The sequence below is a fragment of the Agromyces selenitireducens genome, assembly GCF_052748465.2.
In genome coordinates, this window is record NZ_CM188259.1 from 3521407 (window position 1) to 3540928 (window position 19522).

At 72.2% G+C, this 19522-nt stretch carries 16 protein-coding genes; 4 read left to right on the plus strand and 12 right to left on the minus strand.

What is annotated here, in order from left to right:
• Positions 1–15 precede the first annotated feature (15 nt).
• Positions 16–480, plus strand: a complete 465-nt coding sequence (locus ACULK4_RS16580) for a CinA family protein (RefSeq protein ID WP_445963492.1) — start codon at positions 16–18, stop codon at positions 478–480.
• Positions 481–503: 23 nt separating this feature from the next.
• Here the strand turns inward: ACULK4_RS16580 and ACULK4_RS16585 are convergent, their stop codons facing one another.
• The 9 genes from ACULK4_RS16585 to ACULK4_RS16625 form a co-directional block, all read right to left on the minus strand.
• Complete coding sequence (locus tag ACULK4_RS16585; RefSeq protein WP_445963493.1) at positions 504–2039, minus strand: CoA-acylating methylmalonate-semialdehyde dehydrogenase; 1536 nt, start codon at positions 2037–2039, stop codon at positions 504–506.
• A 92-nt stretch (positions 2040–2131) separates the two neighbouring features.
• Entirely contained in the window at positions 2132–3451 is a 1320-nt protein-coding gene (locus tag ACULK4_RS16590) for an aspartate aminotransferase family protein (RefSeq protein ID WP_445963494.1), read from the minus strand.
• Between the two features lie 111 nt (positions 3452–3562).
• Complete coding sequence (locus tag ACULK4_RS16595) at positions 3563–4723, minus strand: ABC transporter substrate-binding protein (RefSeq protein ID WP_445963495.1); 1161 nt, start codon at positions 4721–4723, stop codon at positions 3563–3565.
• A 148-nt stretch (positions 4724–4871) separates the two neighbouring features.
• The gene (locus tag ACULK4_RS16600) at positions 4872–5684 is read right to left on the minus strand and encodes an ABC transporter permease (RefSeq protein ID WP_445963496.1); all 813 of its coding nucleotides are present in this window, start codon (positions 5682–5684) and stop codon (positions 4872–4874) included.
• A complete protein-coding gene (locus tag ACULK4_RS16605) occupies positions 5684–6550 on the minus strand; it encodes an ABC transporter ATP-binding protein (RefSeq protein WP_445963497.1) in 867 nt (288 codons plus the stop codon). Before ACULK4_RS16605 ends, ACULK4_RS16600 begins: the two co-directional genes overlap by 1 nt.
• Positions 6547–7524 (minus strand): ABC transporter permease, encoded by a 978-nt coding sequence (locus tag ACULK4_RS16610; RefSeq protein WP_445963498.1) that lies wholly within the window; start codon positions 7522–7524, stop codon positions 6547–6549. The genes ACULK4_RS16605 and ACULK4_RS16610 overlap by 4 nt, the downstream gene beginning before the upstream one ends.
• On the minus strand, positions 7521–8537 hold the full coding sequence (locus ACULK4_RS16615; RefSeq protein ID WP_445963499.1) for a TIGR03842 family LLM class F420-dependent oxidoreductase: 1017 nt from the start codon (positions 8535–8537) through the stop codon (positions 7521–7523). Before ACULK4_RS16615 ends, ACULK4_RS16610 begins: the two co-directional genes overlap by 4 nt.
• Positions 8538–8546: 9 nt before the next feature.
• Positions 8547–9983, minus strand: a complete 1437-nt coding sequence (hydA, locus tag ACULK4_RS16620; RefSeq protein WP_445963500.1) for a dihydropyrimidinase — start codon at positions 9981–9983, stop codon at positions 8547–8549.
• 24 nt (positions 9984–10007) lie between these two features.
• On the minus strand, positions 10008–10856 hold the full coding sequence (locus ACULK4_RS16625) for a nitrilase-related carbon-nitrogen hydrolase (RefSeq protein WP_445963501.1): 849 nt from the start codon (positions 10854–10856) through the stop codon (positions 10008–10010).
• A 258-nt stretch (positions 10857–11114) separates the two neighbouring features.
• Here ACULK4_RS16625 and ACULK4_RS16630 point away from each other — a divergent pair, with 258 nt between their 5' ends.
• Positions 11115–12521: an aminotransferase class I/II-fold pyridoxal phosphate-dependent enzyme gene (locus ACULK4_RS16630; RefSeq protein WP_445963502.1), complete on the plus strand. Its 1407-nt coding sequence runs from the start codon at positions 11115–11117 to the stop codon at positions 12519–12521.
• 156 nt (positions 12522–12677) lie between these two features.
• Here the strand turns inward: ACULK4_RS16630 and ACULK4_RS16635 are convergent, their stop codons facing one another.
• From ACULK4_RS16635 to ACULK4_RS16645, 3 genes are all read right to left on the minus strand, one after another.
• Positions 12678–14732, minus strand: a complete 2055-nt coding sequence (locus ACULK4_RS16635) for an elongation factor G (protein WP_445963503.1) — start codon at positions 14730–14732, stop codon at positions 12678–12680.
• Between the two features lie 116 nt (positions 14733–14848).
• Positions 14849–15730, minus strand: coding sequence for an LLM class flavin-dependent oxidoreductase (locus ACULK4_RS16640; RefSeq protein WP_445963504.1), 882 nt, complete (start codon positions 15728–15730; stop codon positions 14849–14851).
• Between the two features lie 204 nt (positions 15731–15934).
• Positions 15935–17239, minus strand: a complete 1305-nt coding sequence (locus ACULK4_RS16645) for a phosphoribosyltransferase family protein (RefSeq protein ID WP_445963505.1) — start codon at positions 17237–17239, stop codon at positions 15935–15937.
• Between the two features lie 113 nt (positions 17240–17352).
• Between ACULK4_RS16645 and ACULK4_RS16650 the strand changes: the two genes are divergently transcribed.
• Both ACULK4_RS16650 and cofD read left to right on the plus strand, forming a co-directional pair.
• Positions 17353–18342, plus strand: a complete 990-nt coding sequence (locus ACULK4_RS16650; protein ID WP_445963506.1) for a zinc-dependent alcohol dehydrogenase family protein — start codon at positions 17353–17355, stop codon at positions 18340–18342.
• Positions 18343–18457: 115 nt separating this feature from the next.
• On the plus strand, positions 18458–19522 hold the full coding sequence (cofD, locus tag ACULK4_RS16655; RefSeq protein ID WP_445963507.1) for a 2-phospho-L-lactate transferase: 1065 nt from the start codon (positions 18458–18460) through the stop codon (positions 19520–19522).

Genomic DNA, 19522 nt, shown 5'->3' on the forward strand with positions numbered 1-19522 from the left:
CGGCAGAATGGGCGCATGGTAGACGACCTGCAGTCCCTCTCCGACGAGATCGGTCGCCTCGCGCGCGACCGCTCGATGAGCGTCGCCGCCGCCGAGTCGCTCACCTCGGGGGCGATCGGGAGCGCGCTGGGGCGCGGCGAGCAGGCATCCGAGTGGTTCGCGGGCGCAGTCGTCGCGTACTCCGAGGGTGTCAAGCGCGAGGTGCTCGGCGTGACGGCCGAGTCGGTGCTCACGCCGCAGTGCGCGCGCGAACTCGCGACGGGCGTCGCCGACCTGCTCGGCGCCGACGTGGCCGTCGCCGTCACCGGCGTGGGCGGACCCGACCCCGAGGAGGGCCTGCCGCCCGGCACCGTGTACGCCGCAGTCAGCGTGGGCGACGAGGTGACGGATGCCGCCTGGCGCTTCGACGGCGACCCGTCGGCCGTCGTCGAGCAGACCGCGCTCGCCGCGCTCCGCCTGGTGCGCGACGCCCTCGACTGACGGGCGCCGCGCACGAACGCCGATCAGTCGTGCTGCGGGAATCCCAGGTTGATGCCGCCGTGGCTCGGGTCCAGCCAGCGGGCCGTCACCGCCTTCTCCTGCGTGTAGAAGTCGAAGCCGCGCGGGCCGTACGCCTTCGCGTGGCCGAACAGCGAGTTCTTCCAACCGCCGAACGAGTGGTACCCGACCGGAACGGGGATGGGCACGTTGATGCCCACCATGCCGACGGTCACCTCGCGCTGGAACCGCCGCGCCGCGCCGCCGTCGTTCGTGAAGATGGCGGTGCCGTTGCCGTACTGGCTGTCGTTGATGATGCCCAGCGCCTCCTCGTAGCCGTCGACCCGCACGACCGAGAGGACCGGCCCGAAGATCTCGTCGCGGTATACCGACGACGACACGGGCACCTTGTCGACGAGGGTCGGGCCCATCCAGAACCCGTCGGCCTCGCCGTCGATCTCGTGCTCGCGCCCGTCGACGACGACCGTCGCGCCGTCCGTCCGGGCGGTGTCGACGTAGCCGGCGACCTTGTCGCGGTGCTCGCGCGTGATCAGGGGCCCCATGTCGGTGCCGCGCGTGCCGTCGCCGACGGTGAGCCGCGACATCCGCTCGCGGACCTTGTCGACGAACGCGTCGGCGACCGTGTCGACGGCGAGCACGACCGAGATGGCCATGCAGCGCTCGCCCGACGAGCCGAAGCCCGCGTTGACGGCCGCGTCGGCCGCGAGGTCGAGGTCGGCGTCGGGCAGCACGAGCATGTGGTTCTTCGCGCCGCCGAGGGCCTGCACGCGCTTGCCGTTGGCGGTGCCGTGCTGGTAGATGTACTTCGCGATCGGCGTCGAGCCGACGAACGAGATCGCCCGGACCTCCGGGTGCTCGAGCAGCGCGTCGACCGCGACCTTGTCGCCGTGCACGACGTTGAGGACGCCGTCGGGCAGGCCCGCCTCCTGCAGCAGGCGCGCGAGCCACACCGACGCCGACGGGTCCTTCTCGGACGGCTTGAGCACGACCGTGTTGCCGGTCGCGATCGCGATCGGGAAGAACCACAGCGGCACCATCGCCGGGAAGTTGAAGGGGCTGATGATGCCCACGACCCCCAGCGGCTGACGCAGCGTGTACACGTCGACGCCCGACGAGGCGTTCTCGGAGAACTCGCCCTTCGTGTATCCGGGCATCGCGCACGCGAGCTCGACGACCTCGAGGCCGCGCGCGATCTCGCCGAGCGCGTCCGACGTCACCTTGCCGTGCTCGCTCGTGAGGATCGCGGCGAGCTCCTCGGACCGCGCGGCGAGCAGCTCCCGGAACGTGAACATCACCTGCTGGCGCTTGGCGATGGAGGTGTCGCGCCAGCCGGGGAAGGCTCGCGCGGCGGCCTGCACCGCGGCATCCACGTCGTCGGTCGACGCGAAGCGGACGCGTCGCTGCTCCACGCCGCGCGCGGGGTCGTAGACGGGTCCGGTGCGGTCGGAGTCGCCCGCGGCGGGCGCACCGTCGATCCAGTGCTCGACGACCTCGGCGGTCGCGCTGCCCCCGGCGCTGGGGGCGGTCTGGGTGTCGGTCATGGTCTCGTTCCTCTCGGTCGAGTGTCCGGGTCGGTTTCGGTTCGGGTCGAGATGCGGATGCCGCGGCGCCGGACGGATGCCGCGGCGCGCGCTCACACGGCGACGGTGCCGAGCACCTCGTCGTAGATCGCGGCCGCCTGGGCGACCTCGTCGGCGGTGACCACGCAGGGCGGCACCACGTGGATGCGGTTGTCGGCGACGAACGGCAGCAGCCCGCGTTCGACGAGCGCGCCCTTGAGTCGGCCCATCTCGGCAGCCGGCAGCGGCTCGCGCGTATCGGGGTCGGCGACGAGGTCCATCGCCCAGAACACGCCCTCGCCGCGCACCTCGCCGATGACGCGGTGCTTGTCGGCGAGTTCCGACAGCGCGGGCGCGATCGCCTCGGCGCCCACCTCGCGGGCGTGGTCGACGATGCCCTCGGACTCCATCGCGTCGAGGGCGGCGACGATCGACGCCATCGCGAGCGGGTGCCCCGAGTAGGTGAGCCCGCCGGGGAAGACGCGCTCGTCGAAGTCGGCCGCGATCTCGTCGCTGATGATCACGCCGCCCACGGGCACGTAGCCCGAGTTCACGCCCTTGGCGAACGTGATGAGGTCCGGCGTCACGTCGTAGCCGTCGTACGCGAACCAACGCCCCGTACGTCCGAAGCCGGCCATCACCTCGTCGACGATCAGCACGATGCCGTGCCGGTCGCACAGCTCGCGCACGCCCGCGAGGTACCCGGGCGGCGGGATGAGCACGCCCGCGGTGCCCGGCACGGTCTCGAGCAGGATCGCCGCGATCGACGCCGGACCCTCCGACTCGATCACGCGTCGCAGGTGCTGCAGCGCACGCTCCGACTCCTCCTCGGGCGTCGTCGCCCAGAACTCGGAGCGGTACAGGTACGGCCCGAAGAAGTGCACGTGGCCGCGCGCGAACCGGTTCGGCACGCGCCGCCAGTCGCCCGTCGCCACGATCGCCGCGCCCGTGTTGCCGTGGTACGAGCGGTACGTCGACAGCACGGTGTCGCGGCCCGTGTGCAGGCGCGCCATCCGGATCGCGTTCTCGTTGGCGTCGGCGCCGCCGTTGGTGAAGAACACCTTCGAGTGCCGCTCGGGCGCTCGGGCGACGATGCGCTTCGCCGCCTCACCGCGGGCGAGGTTCACGGCCGACGGCGCGACCGTGGCGAGCAGCTCGGCCTGCTCGGTGATGGCCTGCACGACGGCCGGGTGCTGGTGGCCGATGTTGACGTTCACGAGCTGGCTCGAGAAGTCGAGGTACTCCCGGCCCGCGTGGTCCCAGACCGTGGTGCCGCGACCGCTCGCGATGACGAGCTGCGGCGGGTGGCCCTGCGCCGACCACGAGTGGAACACGTGCTCGGCGTCGAGCTCGCGGGCGAGCTGGTCGAGCCCTTCGGTGAGGTTGTCGGTCATGGCGTCGCTGCCTTTCATCGGGGTTCCGGTGGTCGAGTAGGACCGTCAGGCCAGTTCGAGATCGGGTCTCGATACGCTCCCTGCGCTCGCTACTCGACCACCGGATGGGTGCTAGTTGCCGCCCTCGTTGAGGGTGACCTCGATGGGCTCGAACGAGTCGCCCGTGGTGTCGACGTCGTCGCCGAGCTCCTCGATGGCCTGCTCGATGTATTCGTTCGTCCACGCGGAGGCCGGCGGCTCCTCGGTGATCGGGCTCGCACCCGATTCGTTCACGGCCGACAGCGCGCCCTCGACGGTCTGATCCCAGGCCGCCTCGTCGATCACGCCGATGCCGTTCTCGGCCGGCCAGATGAGCTTGTTGGTCTCGTTGACCATCCAGAGCTCGTGGCTCGGACCCCAGCCGGAGCCGGCCGCGATGGTGATCTCCGACGCCTCCTCGGGGTTGTCGCGCACGAACGCCCAGCCCTTGATGACGGCCTTGAGGAACGCGACCGTCGTCTCCTGGTACTCCTCGTCGCTCTCGAGGCGCTCCGTGTCGGCCCAGATCGCATCCTGGAGCATGGCGCCCTCGGTGTCCTCGTAGCTGATGACGTTGAAGTCCTCGGGCGTGTACAGCTCGCCCGTGTCGGGGTCGACCGTCTCGAGCAGCTGCGCGTACTCGTTGTAGGTCATCGCCTGCGCCGCGTCGATGTCGCCCTGCAGGAACGCGTTCATGTTGAAGTCCTGCGTGATGATCTCGACGGTCGACGAGTCGAGGCCCTCGGCGGCCATGGCCGCGAAGATCTCCCACTCGTTGCCGAAGCCCCACGAGCCGATCTTCTTGCCCTCGAAGTCCGCCACCGACTCGATGTCGGAATCGGCCCACGACACCTGCAGGGTGCCCGAGCGCTGGAAGATCTGCGCGATGTTGGTGAGGTTGGCACCCTGCTCGATCGAGCCGAGCACCTTCGGCACCCACGCGATGGCGTAGTCGACGTCGCCGTTCGCGAGCGCGTCCTGCGGCACGATGTCGCCGCCCGACGGGATGATCTCGACCTCCAGGCCCTCCTCCTCGAAGTAGCCGTTCTCGACGGCCGCGAAGTACCCGGCGAACTGGCCCTGCGGGAGCCACTGGAGCTGGAGCCGCACGGGCGTGAGCTCGCCGTCCCCGTTCCCGCCCGCGTCGCCGTTGTCGCCCGAGTCGTCGCCGCCTGCCGAGCAGGCCGCGAGGAGCAGTGCCGCCGAGACGGCGAACGCTCCGGCCGCGAATCCGCGGCGTGTGCTGTGCTTCATGTCAGTCCTTCCTGGTTCCCGGTGCGTGCAGTGGTGCTGGTGGTGCGGTGGTGCGTGGTGCCATCCCCTGCGGGGCGGGGACGTCGGTGCCGTACCGCCTGGTGCGCGGTGCGGGCGAGCGGATGCCGCGGGGCCGGCGCGATGCGCGTCATCGCGCACCCCCACCGGGGCCGCGGCGCAGCACGAGCCGTTCGAGTCCGAGGGTGACGAGGTAGAAGAGCAGCCCGAGCACGATCGAGGCGAGCACGTAGGCCCAGGCCCGGGCGTAGGCGCTCGAGGCCGCGGACGTGGAGATCAGCGCGCCGAGCCCGCCGCGGGGACCGCCGAAGTACTCGGCGACGAGGGCGGAGATGACGGCGAGCGACGACGCGATGCGGATGCCGGTCAGCACGAACGGGACCGCGGTCGGCAGCGTGAGCATGCGAAGGACCTGCTGGGGGCTCGCGGCGTACGCCTTCATGAGGTCGCGATGCACGGGCGTGGTCTGCCGGAACCCGCGCAACGTGTTGATGAACACGGGCACGAACGAGGCGAGCGCGGCGATCGCCTGCCGGCCGAACTGGCTGTCGGCGCCGAACATCGAGTTCAGCACGGGCGCGAGGGCGACGATCGGCACGACCGCGAGGGCTGCGACGATGGGTGCGCTCATGCGGTCCATGACCTTCCAGCGCGCGGCGACGGCCGCGAGCGCGATGCCGAGCAGCGAGCCCACGATGAGGCCGATGAGCGCATTGGTGCCCGTGATCAGCGTCGCGGAGAGGATCGACGGCCAGAACTCGACGAACTCCTCGGCGATCGACGCGGGACTCGGCAGCAGGTAGTCGGAGACGCCGACGACGGTGACGAGGAACTGCCAGGCGCCCAGCACGATGAGGCCGACCGCGATGGGCGCGACGACGCGCAGCGTCGCCTCGGTGCGCGGGCTCATGCGGGTCGGGCGTCCGGCGGTCGTCGTGCTCATCAGCGGGTCTCCACTCCGCGCGGTCCGGCGGTCGCGGGTGCGCCGCCGTGGAGCGCCTCGCGCACGGCGGTGACCATGTCGAAGAAGGAGCGCTCCTCTCGGAGCTCCTCGGTGCGCGCCGCCCGCTCGGCCTCGGCGCCGAGCCGCATGGGCACGACCTCCTGGATGCGCCCGGGTCGCGGCGACATGACGACGACCCGATCCGACAGGAACACCGCCTCGGGGATCGAGTGCGTGACGAACACGACCGCGGCGCCCGTCTCGGCCGAGATGCGCACGAGCTCGGTCTGCATCTTCTCGCGGGTCATCTCGTCGAGCGCGCCGAACGGCTCGTCCATGAGCAGCAGCCGCGGCTGCTCGGCGAGCGCCCGCGCGATCGCGACGCGCTGCTGCATGCCGCCGGAGAGCTGGTCGGGGTAGCGGTCGGCGAAGTCGGACAGTCCCACCATGTCGAGCAGGTGCTCGACTCGGCTTCTCCGGTCGGCGGATGCCGCGCCGTGGAGTTCGAGCGGAAGTGCGACGTTCCCTGCCACCGTGCGCCACGGCAGCAGGCCTGCCTGCTGGAAGGCGATGCCGTAGTCCTGGTCGAGCCGTGCCTGCGTCGCGGACTTGCCGAAGACGGTGAGGGTACCGCCGGTGGGCTCGTCGAGGTCGGCGATGAGGCGCATGAGCGTGGACTTGCCGCATCCGCTCGGGCCGATGAGCGAGACGAACTCGCCGGGCGCGATCGAGAGGTCGATGGCCTCGAGGGCGTGCACCTGGCCGGTGCGCGTCTCGAACACCTTGTCGACGCCGCGGACCTCGACGGCCGCGGCCGCCTCTGCGGGTCGGGGCTCTCGAGACCCGGACTGCTGGACGTCCGTCATGCGGACTCCTCCGATCGTCGGTAGTTCTTCAGGATGACGCCGAGCAACGCGACCGAACCGGCGGCCACGAGGCCGAGGACGATCGCGCCGAAGATCGGGCCCCACGCCTTGGCGGGGTCACCCGAGGCCTGCCCGGCGAACTGGATGAGGATGCGGCCGATGCCGCCCTGCAGGCCGGTCGACACCTCGGCGACGACGGCGCCGATCACGGCGTTCGCCGCGCCGAGCCGCAGCGCCGGCAGCAGGTAGGGCACCGCGGCCGGGAAGCGCAGCTTGACCAGCGTCTGCCAGTAGCCGGCGGCGTAGGTCTGCATGAGCTCGGTGTGGATGCGGTCGGGCGACTGGAGCCCCTTCAGCGCGCCGATCGCGATCGGGAAGAACGCGAGGTAGCTCGCGATGAGCGCGACCGACATCCAGTCCTGCCACTCGAACCCACCGATCTCGACGCGCGAGCCCCAGCTCTTCACGACGGGCGCGAACGCGATGAGCGGAACGGTCTGGCTGAGCACGATCCAGGGGAGGAGACCCCACTCGGCGATCCGCCAGCGCTGCATCACGAGCGCGAGGCCGATGCCGACCACGACGCCCACGAGCCATCCGGCCGCGGCGATGCCGAGCGTCGTGAGCGCCGCGAGGAGCACCACCAGCCACAGGGGCTGCGCCGTGTCGGAGCGCGTCACCGGCTCGCCGAGCCGGGTGAGCATGTCCCACACGTGCGGCATCGCGAGGTCGGTCGTGCGCGGCAGGATGCGCGTGTCGCCGATCACCACGCCGTCGGCGGGCGCGAGGAACTTGTACGCCTCCCAGATGAACGCGATCACGAGGATGCCCGCGAGGCCCCAGGCCCACGCACCGGCGGTGCGGCCCGCGCGGCGCGAGCGGCCCGGCCGACCGGCGGAGCGGATGCCGCCGGGGACGCCCCCCGGCACGGCATCCGCCGTCGGTTCGATCTCGCGCTCGCGCAGGTCGGTCATGACTTCGCCGCGACGTGCTCGGAGAGCGCCGGGATCACGGTCTCGCCGTAGACCCGCAGCGTCTCCTCCTTGTTGTCGTGCTGGAGGTACCCGGCGAACTGGTCGACGCCCAGCTCGGCGAGGGCCTTCAGCTTCTGGATGTGCTCGTCGGCCGTCCCGAGCACGCAGAACCGCTCGACGATCTCGTCTGGCACGAACTGCGTGTGGACGTTCCCCGCGCGGCCGTGCTCGTTGTAGTCGTAGTCCTGGCGCCCGCGGATGTAGTCGGTGAGCGCGTCGGGCACCGTGCCGTGCATGCCGTACTTCGCGACGATGTCCGCGACGTGGTTGCCGACCATCCCGCCGAACCAGCGGCACTGGTCGCGCATGTGCGCCCGGTCGTCGCCGATGTACATGGGCGCGGCGACGCAGAACTTCACCGACATCGGGTCGCGCCCCACCTTCTCCGCGGCATCCCGAACCGTCTTGATCATCCACTCGGCGATGTCGAGATCGGCGAGCTGCAGGATGAACCCGTCGCCCACCTCGCCCGCGACCCGGAGCGCCATGGGCCCGTAGGCGGCGACCCACACCTCGAGTTCGGATCCCCTGCTCCACGGGAAGCGGATGTTCGAGCCGTGGTACTCGACCGACCGGGAGTTGCCGAGCTCGCGGATCACGTGGATCGACTCGCGCAGCTCGGTCATCGTCACGGGCTTGCCGTTCGTGACGCGCACGGCCGAGTCGCCGCGGCCGATGCCGCACACGGTGCGGTTGCCGAACATCTCGTTGAGCGTCGCGAACACGGATGCCGTGACGGTCCAGTCGCGCGTGGCGGGGTTCGTCACGAACGGGCCGACCTTGATGCGCTGGGTCTGCGCGAGGATCTGGCTGTAGATGACGTAGGGCTCCTGCCACAGGATGTGCGAGTCGAACGTCCACACGTGGCTGAAGCCGTGCACTTCCGCGAGCTTCGCGAGCTGGATGGTCCGCGATGCCGGGGGGTTGGTCTGGAGGACCGCTCCGAATTCCATCCGTGCTCCTTAGATGAGGTACTGGCTGAGGCCGCGCTTGAGGTACTGCCCGTGGCCCGCGGCGCCCGTGAACGTGTCGTCCTCGACCACGACCTTGCCGCGGCTCATGACCGTGTCGACCTTGCCGTCGATCTCGTAGCCCTCCCACGCCGAGTAGTCCATGTTCATGTGGTGGGTCTTCTCGAGGCCGATCGACGTGTGGCCCTTCGGGTCGTACACGACGATGTCGGCGTCGGCCCCGGGCTGGATGACGCCCTTCCTCCCGTAGAGCCCGAACATGCGTGCCGGCGTGGTGCTCGTGAGCTCCACCCAGCGCTCGAGCGTGATCTCGCCCGTCACGACGCCCTGGTACATGAGGTCCATGCGGTGCTCGATCGAGCCGATGCCGTTCGGGATCTTCCGGAAGTCGCCGAGCCCGAGCTCCTTCTGGTCCTTCATGCAGAACGGGCAGTGGTCGGTCGAGACCATCTGCAGGTCGTTCGTGCGGAGCGCCTGCCACATCGAGTCCTGGTGGCCCTCGGCGCGGCTGCGCAGCGGCGTCGAGCACACCCACTTCGCGCCCTCGAACGCGCCCCACTCGTCGGTCTTCGCGCCGAGCTGGTCCTCGAGGCTCAGGTAGAGGTACTGGGGGCACGTCTCGCCGTACACGTTCTGGCCCTTGTCGCGCGCCCACGCGAGCTGCTCGACGGCCTGCTTCGCCGACACGTGCACCACGTACAGTGGCGCACCCGTGAGCTTCGCGAGCATGATCGCGCGGTGCGTGGCCTCCTCCTCCATCTCCCAGGCCCGGGCGATGCCGTGGTAGTACGGGTCGGTCTTGCCCTGGTCGACGAGCTGTTGGGCGAGCACGTCGATCGCGGGACCGTTCTCGGCGTGCATCATCGTGAGCATGCCCGTGTCGCGCGACACCTGCATCGCCTTCAGGATCTGCGCGTCATCCGAGTAGAAGACGCCCGGATAGGCCATGAACATCTTGAAGCTCGTGACGCCCTCGTCGGGCAGCTTCTTCATGGCCTCGAGCGACGCCTCGTCGACGTCGCCGACGATCTGGTGGAACCCGTAGTCGATCGCGCAGTTGCCGCCGGCCTTCTCGTGCCAGGCCGCGAGGCCGTCCTCGAGGCGCTGGCCGTAGGTCTGCACCGCGAAGTCGATGATCGACGTGGTGCCGCCGTGCGCGGCGGCGATCGTGCCCGACTCGAACGTGTCGGACGCCTCGGTACCGCCGAACGGCAGCTGCATGTGGGTGTGCGCGTCGATGCCGCCGGGGATCACGTACTTGCCCGTGGCGTCGATGACGCGATCGACGGATGCCGCGACATCCGTGCCCATGAGCTCGCTGCCGGACTGCAGCACGGCGACGATGCGCTCGCCGTCGACGAGCACGTCGGCCTCGACGCGCCCGGTCGCGCTCACCACGGTGCCGCCGGAGATGAGGGTGGTCGTCATGTCTCGCTCCTTCGCGACTCGTCGTTACGGCTTCGGGATGGACGTGTACGAGTCGGGCCGCCGGTCGCGGTAGAACTGCCACGCGTTGCGGACCTGGCGGATCATGTCCATGTCGAGATCGCGCACCACGACCTCCTCGTCGGTCTCCGAGCCGTAGTCGCCGACGATGTTGCCCTGCGGGTCGACGAACTGGCTCTTGCCGTAGAAGTTCACGGCGAGGTCGCCGTACTCGTTGTCCTCGAGGCCGACGCGGTTGGCGGCGCCGATGAAGTAGCCGTTCGCGGCGGCCGCGGCGGGCTGCTCGATCTCCCACAGGCGGTTGGAGAGACCGGGCTTGGTCGCGTTGGGGTTGAAGACGATCTGGGCGCCGTTGAGGCCCAGCTCGCGCCATCCCTCGGGGAAGTGCCGGTCGTAGCAGATGTACACGCCGATCGGGCCGACCGCGGTCTGGAAGACGGGGTAGCCGAGGTTGCCGGGGCGGAAGTAGAACTTCTCCCAGAACTTGTCGAGGTTCGGGATGTGGTGCTTGCGGTACGAGCCGAGGATGGTGCCGTCGGCGTCGACGACGACCGCGGTGTTGTAGTAGACGCCGGGCTGCTCCTCCTCGTAGATCGGGAGGACCATGACCATGCCGAGCTCCTTGGCGAGCGCGGCGAAGCGCTGCACGATCGGGCCGTCGGCAGGCTCGGCGTAGTCGTAGTACTTCACGTCTTCGGTGATGCCGAAGTACGGACCGTAGAACAGCTCCTGGAAGCAGATGACCTGGGCGCCCTGCTCCTTCGCCTGCCGGGCGAACTGCTCGTGCTTGTCGAGCATCGACTCCTTGTCGCCCGTCCAGGTCGTCTGGGTGATGGCCGCTCGAACGATCGTCATGTTGCCTCCTGAGTCGGTCGGCGCCGTTGCCGCCCGCTCGCCAGGCCTGCTGTCAGTGCCTGGCGCGCGTGCCGCGACGCCGTGAGGTGGTGCCGAACGCCGACGCCGGCTGGGGACCGGCGACGGTGGAATGGGCTTTGCGACCCGTTCTGTTATTCTTCGGCGTGAACATTTCCCTTGTGTTTCCGTTTGTGACGCGGTGGTTAAACATCCTGTCCCCTGCTGCGTGAGGAGGCAATGGTGCGATCGAGTATTCGCGTGGATGTCTCGGAACTGACCTCCCTCGCGCCCTTCGCCGACACGACCCCGCGCGGCATCGCCGGCGACCTGGCGCGACTGGTCAACAGCGGCGAGCTCGCCGCGGGCGCGCGCCTCCCGACCGTCCGCGAGCTGGCCTCCGAACTGGGGGTGAGCCCGGCCACGATCAGCCAGGCCTGGCAGGCGCTCGCGCGTGCCGGTCTCATCGAGTCGCGCGGCCGCGCCGGGAGCTTCGTGCGGCGCGGCGCCGCCGAGGGGCCCGCGACGCGCATGCGCGGCATGGCCGCCCCCGACGACCCCGTGCGGCTCGACCTGTCGCGCGGCACGCCCGACCCCCTGCTGCTGCCCCCGCTGGGCCCGGCGATCTCGCGCATCTCGGCGCGCGCCGACGTGGGCAGCTACCAGGACGAGCCGGTCCTGCCCGGGCTCGCCGCAGTGCTGCGCGACTCGTGGCCCAGCGACGCCGAGGCGATCGCCGTCGTCGACGGCGCGCTCGACGCGATCTCGCGCACGCTCGACCAGGTCGTGCGGTTCGGCGACCGCGTCGTCGTCGAGCACCCGGGCTTCCCGCCGTTCCTCGACCTGCTCGACCTGCTCGGCGCCGAGGCGATCCCGGTCGCGGTGGACGAGCACGGGATGTCGCCCGACGGGCTCGCCGCGGCGCTCCGCCGTCGCCCGAGCGCCGTGCTGCTGCAGCCGCGCGCCCAGAACCCGACGGGCGCGTCGATGACGACGGCGCGCGTCGAGGCGCTCGCGCGCGTCATCCGCTCGGCCCTCGACGACCACGCGCTCGAACTCGTGGTCATCGAGGACGATCACTCGGGGCTGATCTCGACCGAGGGCGACGTGACCCTCGGCACGCACCTGCCCGACCGCGTCGTGCACGTGCGCAGCTTCGCGAAGTCGCACGGGCCCGACCTGCGCATCGCCGCGGTCGGCGGACCGCGCGATCTCATCGGCCGCATCATGGCGCGCCGCATGCTCGGGCCCGGCTGGACCTCGCGGCTGCTGCAGTCGATCCTGCTCGACCTGCTGACGGACGGCGCCGCGATCGACGCCGTCGCCGAGGCCCGGCGGGCGTACTACACGCGCCAGCGTGCGCTCGGCGACGCCCTGCGGTCGCGGGGCGTGCCCGTCGCGCACGCCGACGGGATCAACCTGTGGATGCCCGTCATCTCCGAGCGGTCGACGCTCGTGCAGCTCGCGGCGGCGGGGATCCGCGTCGCGGGCGGCACGCCGTTCCTCGCGGCCGGCGCGGCTGCGGGCGGGGCCGCCGTCGCCGGCGCCCCGCGCGGCCCCGAGGGCGAGTTCGTGCGGGTCACCGTGGGCGTGGTGCGCGAGGACGCGGCATCCGTCGCCGACGCGCTCGCGAGCGCGGCCCGCCACCTCGCCGCCGGCGGCTACTGACCCCCCACCCCCGCCCGCCACTCCCGCCACTCCGCGAGTGTTGCCTTTCGCGCCGACTGATACCGCTGGAGCGGTCACATTCGGCGCGAACGGTAACACTCGGCGGATACGGACGATGGGCGAGCGAACGACGGGCGAGAGGGCGAGGGGTCAGGCTCACGCGTGGTTCGGCGCCTTCGCGTAGTGGTCGGGAGCCATGGTCAGTTCGGCCTGACCCGCGGTGATCGAGCGCAGGTCGAGGACGTAGCGCGCGAGCTCGGCCTCGGGCACGTGGGCGACCACGCGGGCGCGGCCGTCGTCGGCGGCCTCGGTCGCGTGCACGCGCCCGCGACGGCCCGACAGGTCGGTGAGCACGGCGCCCTGCAGGTCGCTCGGCACGGTGACGGTGACGGATGACACGGGCTCGAGCAGCACCGTGCCGGCCTCGGCGAGCGCGGCCTTCACCCCGATGGATGCCGCGGTGCGGAACGCCATCTCGGACGAGTCGACCGAGTGCGACTTGCCGTCGAACAGCTCGACGCGCACGTCGACCACCGGGTGCCCCTGCGGCCCGCCGGAGGCGAGCGCGTCGCGCGCGCCCTTCTCGACCGCGCCGATGTACTGGCGCGGCACCGCGCCGCCGGTCACCGAGTCGACGAACTCGAATCCCTCGCCGGACGGCAGCGGCGAGACCCGAAGCTGCACGACCGCGAACTGCCCGTGCCCGCCCGACTGCTTCTTCAGCTTGCCCTCGACCTGCGCCGAGCCGGCGATGGTCTCGCGGTAGGCGACCGGGGCCGGGCCCGTGTTCACGTGCACGCCGAACACGCGCGCGAGACGCTCGACGCCGACGGCGAGGTGGGTGTCGCCGAGCCCGCGCAGGACCGTGTGGTCGCCCGTGCGGTCGATCACGAGGGTGGGGTCCTCGGCGACGAGCCGGGCGAGCGCCGACGACATCTTCTCGTCGTCGGACTGCGACGCCGGTTCGAGGCTCACCGCGTAGACCGGCGGCCGCTCGGGCAGCGCGACCGGCCGTGCCGTGCCGGTCGGTCGCGACCACAGCAGCGATCCCGACGGCGAGCCGGTGAGCTTCGCGACCGCGCCCACATCGCCGGCCGACAGCGTGCCCGCGGTGAGGTGCTCCGAACCCCGCAGACGGAAGAGCCCGTGGATGCGCTCCTCCACCCCGGTCGTCGCGTTGCGCAGCTTGTCTCCCGTGCGCAGCGTGCCCGAGAGCACCTTCAGCATCGACACCTGCCCGACGAACGGGTCGGCCACCGTGCGGAACACGTGCACGACCGTCTCACCGGCCGGGTTGGGTGCGACCGAGACCTCGGTTCCGCCCGTGCCCTCGCCGACGCGGATGCGCCCGTCGCGGTCGTCGGCGGCGGGCGCGAGTTCGCAGACGAGGTCCGCGACGCGGTCGACGCCCGTCTCCGTGAGGCCCGAGCACACGAGCACGGGCACGGCTTCGCCTGCCGCGACCTCGCGCGCGAACGTGCGCTCGAGGTCGGCGACGGACGGCTCGTTCCCTTCGAGGTAGGCCTCCAGCTGGGCGTCGTCGTGCGAGACGATGTCCTCCGTCACGTCGACGTGCATCCGGTGCTCCTCGGCCTCCGCCTCGGGCGGCAGCGGCTCGTCGTGGTGGTGGCCGGTGTCGTCGTAGACGTGCGCCTGCTCGCTCAGGACGTCGGCGATCGCGCGGAATCCGGCCTCCTCGCCGAGCGGCAGCTCGAGCGCCCACAGGTGCTCGCCGAACGCGTCCCGCAGTTCGGCGAGCACGCGCCGGAAGTCGGCGCGCGCCTTGTCCTCCTGCGTGATCACGACCATGCGCGGCACCCCGGCCGCCTCGGCCGCGGCCCACGCCGCACGGGTCCCCGCGGTCACGCCGTCGACCGCGCTCACGGTCACGAGCGCGGCATCCGCCACCGCCAGCGCCGCGTCGACCCCGCCGACGAAGTCGGGATGCCCCGGGGTGTCGGCGAGCGTGATCCCGTACCTGGTGCCGTCCGGCCCGGTCCAGTCGACGTACGCGAGCGAGAGCCCGAGGCTCGTGTGGCGGGCGATCTCCTCGGGCTCGTGGTCGCAGACGGTGCTGCCGTTCTCGACGCTGCCCGCCCTCGGGATCGCGCCGGCGCGGTGCAGCAACGCCTCCGCGAGGGTCGTCTTGCCCGAGCCCGCCCCGCCCACGAGGGCGATGGTCCGGTGGGTCGGAGTCGATGCGTGGTTCATGGGGCCTCCCGCGCCGCTGCGGATCCGTGCATCCATCGTGTCGCGGTCGGGCCGCGAACGCCAGAGGTCGGAGGTCCCGGATCGCCCGTGCGGACCGGGGGGCGCGGCTCCGGCCGCTACTCGACCACCGGGTGTGGACGGGCTCGACGCTCGGCGACGAGCGCTCGTACCTCGGGGATGACGCGCGCGCCGACATCCGTCACGAACGCCTCGTCGTCGCCCGTGAGGATGAACGTGTCGACGCCGTGCCGGGTGGCGAGGTCGGCGACCACGTCGGGTCGCGCCTCGCGCGGCCCGATGTTGAGCAGTCGACGGATGCCGCGGGGGTCCCGCCCGGCTGCCCGAGCCGCGGTGTCGATCACCGCGTGCCCTGCATCGAGCGAGTCGGCGCCGTGCTCGAGCCGCCCGAGCGACGGAAGCCAGCCGTCGGCGGAGCGTCCCACGAGCCGGAGCCCCTTGGGCTTCAGCACCCCCAGCCAGATCGGGATCGGCCGCTGCACGGGCGCGGGGCCGCGCTTGGCCCCGCGGACCGGGTGGTGCTCGTGATCGAGGAACACGCCGCCCGCGGCATCCGTGTCGTGGAGTTCGCGAATCACGGTGATCGCCTCGGCGAGTGCGTCGCCGGACTCGGCCGGGGTTCGCGCGGGCGCGCCCATCGCCTCGGCCGCCTGCGCGAAGCCGCCGGCTCCGAGCGCGAGCACCACGCGGCCACCCGTGAGCAGGTCGAGGGATGCCGCGGCGCGCGCGAGCACGGCCGGTGGCCGCAGCAGCATGTTGTGCACGTTCGCCGAGATGCGGATGCGGCTGGTGCGCGCGCCGACCCAGCTCATGAGCGTCCACGTGTCGAGGAAGCGCGGCTGGTACGGGTGGTCCTGGAACGTGGCGAACTCGTACCCGGCCTCCTCGGCGGCGACGGCCAGCGCGACCGTCCGGTGCGGGTCGAGCGCCGACGGAGTGATGAAGGTGCCGAATTCGATCGGCCGGCCGTAGTCGGGCATGCGGCCACGCTACCCGGCCGCGCTCACCGGCCACCGGCCACCGGCCACCGGCCACCGGCATCCGGCCACCCGCCGGTTCACAGGAGCCGCCGCGATTCACAGGGCGGATCGCGCGATCGAGTCCTGCACATCGCGGGATGTCCGGTACATCGTCGCCACCGTCGAACCGTCGCCAACGTCGAACCCGCCGCCCGGCGGCATCCGTCACCCGGTCGCGGTGAAGTGCCGGAGGAACCAGTCGCGCGCGAGGATCGCCACCTCGGCCAGCGTGCCCTCCTCCTCGAACAGGTGCGTGGCGCCGGGCACGATCGCGAGCTCGTTCGGTGCGCCGAGCCGCTGCTGCGCCCACCGGTTCAGCTCGATCACCTGGTGGTCGTCGCCGCCGACGATGAGCAGCGTCGGGGCGCGCACCGCGCCGAGCCGCTCGCCCGCGAGGTCGGGCCGCCCGCCGCGGGAGACGACCGCCGCGATCTCGGCGCCGGGCTCGGCCGCCGCCCACAGCGCCGCGCCGCCGCCCGTGCTCGCGCCGAAGTACCCGACCGGCAGGCCGACCGCCTCGGGGCGGCTGCCCAGCCACGAGACCGCGGAGACGAGCCGCGACGCGAGCAGCGGGATGTCGAACACGTTCGCACGGTCGCCCTCCTCGTGCGGGGTCAGCAGGTCGAGCAGCAGCGTGCCGAGACCGCCCCGCTGCAGCGCCTCGGCGACGAGCCGGTTGCGCGGGCTGTGCCGGCTGCTGCCACTGCCGTGCGCGAACACGACGAACCCGATGGGCCGCTCGGGAACGCGCAGGTCGGCCGCGAGCTCGAGTCGCCCATGCGGCACGAACACCTCCGAGGCGTGAACGGATGCCGCTGGCCGCCACGGCTCGCCGCGCACCCGCCGCCGCGCCGCGTCGAGCAGCAGCACGACCTCCTCGTCGCTCGTCGGGGAGAAGTCCTCGTACGCCTGCCCCACCGCGTGGAACCACTCGGGCGTCGTCGCGCACACGACCTCGTCAGCCGACGGGACGCGCGCCGCGGCATCCGTCGGCCCCACCGGCACCGCGAGCACCACGCGACGTGCGCCGAGCGTGCGCGCCACCTCGCACGCGACCTCGGCCGTCGATCCGGTCGCGATGCCGTCGTCGACGACGATCGCGATGAGGCCTTCGAGCGAGTGCGGCCGTTCGCCGCGACGCAGCAGTGCGACGCGATGGTCGAGGGTCGCGCGTTCGCGCCGCTCCACCTCGGAGAGCTGCGCGATCGACACACCCGCGCGGCCGAGCAGTTCGGCGTCGATCAGGCGGGCCCCGCCCTCGCCGATCGCGCCCATCGCGACCTCGGGCTGGAACGGCAGGCCGAGCTTGCGCACCACGATCACGTCGAGCGGCAGCCCGAGCCCCTCCGCGACCGCGGCCGCGACCGGCACGCCGCCGCGCGGAAGTCCCAGCACCACGGCGTCGTCGCCGCGGTACCGGTCGAGGCGGCCCACGAGGTGCGCCGCCGCGTCGACACGATCGCGGAACACCCCTCCAGCGTGCGTCGACGGATGCCGCGCGGCGAGAGTCGTTGGTCCCGGCTGCGGGGCGGCATCCGGCGCAGGCTTGAGGCGAACGCACGGATCGGCGGGAGGGCACGCGGATGGACGGCTGGATCACCGCGGGCGACGGACGGCTGACGACCTCGCCCCTGCCCGACCCCGAGCCGACCGGCGACGAGCTCGTGGTGGAGGTCATCGCGTGCGGGGTGTGCCGAACCGACCTGCACGTGATCGACGGCGAGCTGCCGCAGCACCGCTCGCCCGTGGTTCCCGGTCACCAGGTCGTCGGTCGCGTGGTTTCGACCGGCCCGCGTGTCCGCCGGGCGCACGAGGGCGAGCTCGTCGGCATCGCCTGGCTGCGATCGACGTGCGGCTCGTGCCGGTGGTGCCGCTCGGGTCGCGAGAACCTCTGCCCCGATGCGACGTTCACCGGGTGGGACGCCGACGGCGGCTACGCCGATCTCGCCACCGTCTCGGAGTCGTTCGCGTACCCGCTGCCGGCCGGCGCCGACCCCGTCGCGATCGCGCCGCTGCTGTGCGCCGGCATCATCGGCTACCGTGCCCTGCGCCGGGCGAACCTGCCGCCGGGCGGCCGGCTCGGCATCTACGGGTTCGGGTCGAGCGCGCACCTCACCGCCCGGCTGGCGATGGCGGCCGGCGCGACGGTCGCGGCGATGACGCGCGGAGAGGGCAACCGCGAGCTCGCGCGCGAGCTCGGCGCGGAGTTCGTCGGCGGCGAACGGGCGGTACCGCCCGAGCCCCTCGACGCGGCGATCGTGTTCGCGCCGGCGGGCGGTCTCGTGCCGGTCGCGCTCGAGGCGACGGCGCCCGGCGGCACGGTCGTGCTCGCCGGCATCCACATGACCGACATCCCGGCGATGACGTACGCCGAGCACCTGTTCCTCGAGCGCGACCTGCGCTCCGTGACCGCCAACACGCGGGCCGACGGCGATGAGTTCCTGCGGCTCGCGCGCACGCTCGACCTGCGACCCACGGCCACGCCGTACCCGTTCGCTCGGGCGGCCGAGGCTGTCGACGACCTGCGCTCGGGCCGCGCCTCGGGCTCGCTCGTGCTCGTGCGCGACGCCTGAGCGCCTGTCGTGCCGCCCCGCGCCCCGTTCGACTCACGCGAATCGGCCCGCGAGAGGGCCGATTCGCGTGAGTCCGGGGCGGATGGGACCGCACCGGCGGCGCTACCGTGGAGCCGTGAAGGTCACGGTGCTCGCGGGCGGGGTCGGAGGCGCACGGTTCGTGCGAGGTCTGCGCGAGGAATGCGCCCGCAGGTGGCCCGCCGGGCCGGACGGGACTCCCGCGGCGGACGGCACGCCCGCGTCATCCGCCGACGTCACCGTCGTGGTGAACACCGGCGACGACCTCTGGCTCGCGGGCGTACGCCTCATGCCCGACTTCGACTCGCTGCTGTACGCGCTCGCGGGCGTGAACGACGCCGAACGCGGCTGGGGCCGAGCGGGCGAGTCCGAGCGCGTCGCGGCCGAGTTGCGCGAGTGGGGCGTCGGCTGGCCGTGGTTCACGCTCGGCGACCTCGACCTCGGTACGCACCTCGCCCGCACGTCCTGGCTGCGCGAGGGACTCACGCCGTCGCAGGTCGGCGAGCGGCTGCAGGGGCGGTGGCAGCTCGGGGTGCGACTCATCCCCGCCACCGACGCCGAGGTCGACACGCACGTGCGCATCGACCCGTCCCTGCCCGAGGCCGAGGGACGCGACGAGCTCCACTTCCAGGAGTGGTGGACGCGCCACCGCGCCGCGATCCCCGCGCTCGCCTTCGAGCAGCGGAACCTCGGCGCGGCCCGCCCCGCGCCCCGCGTCGAGGACGCGATCGCCGACGCCGACGTGGTGCTCCTCGCCCCGTCGAACCCGGTCGTGTCGATCGGCACGATCCTCGCCATCCCGGGCATGCGCGAGGCGCTGTCGGCGACCGCGGCACCCGTCGTCGGCGTCTCCCCCGTCATCGGCGGCCAGGTCGTCCGCGGCATGGCCGACGCGTGCCTCACGGCGATCGGCGTCGAGACGGATGCCGCAGCCGTCGCCCGGCACTACGGCGCGCGCCGCGCCGCCGATGTCGACCCCGCCGCGACCGGCCTCCTCGACGGCTGGCTCGTCGACGAGGCGGATGCCGCCGCGGTGCCCGCGCTCGAGGCGGGGGGCATCGCCGCGGCATCCGTGCCCCTCTGGATGCGCGACCTCGACACGTCGGCCGCGCTGGCGGGCGACGCGCTCGACCTGGCGGAGCGCCTGCGGACCGCACGCTGA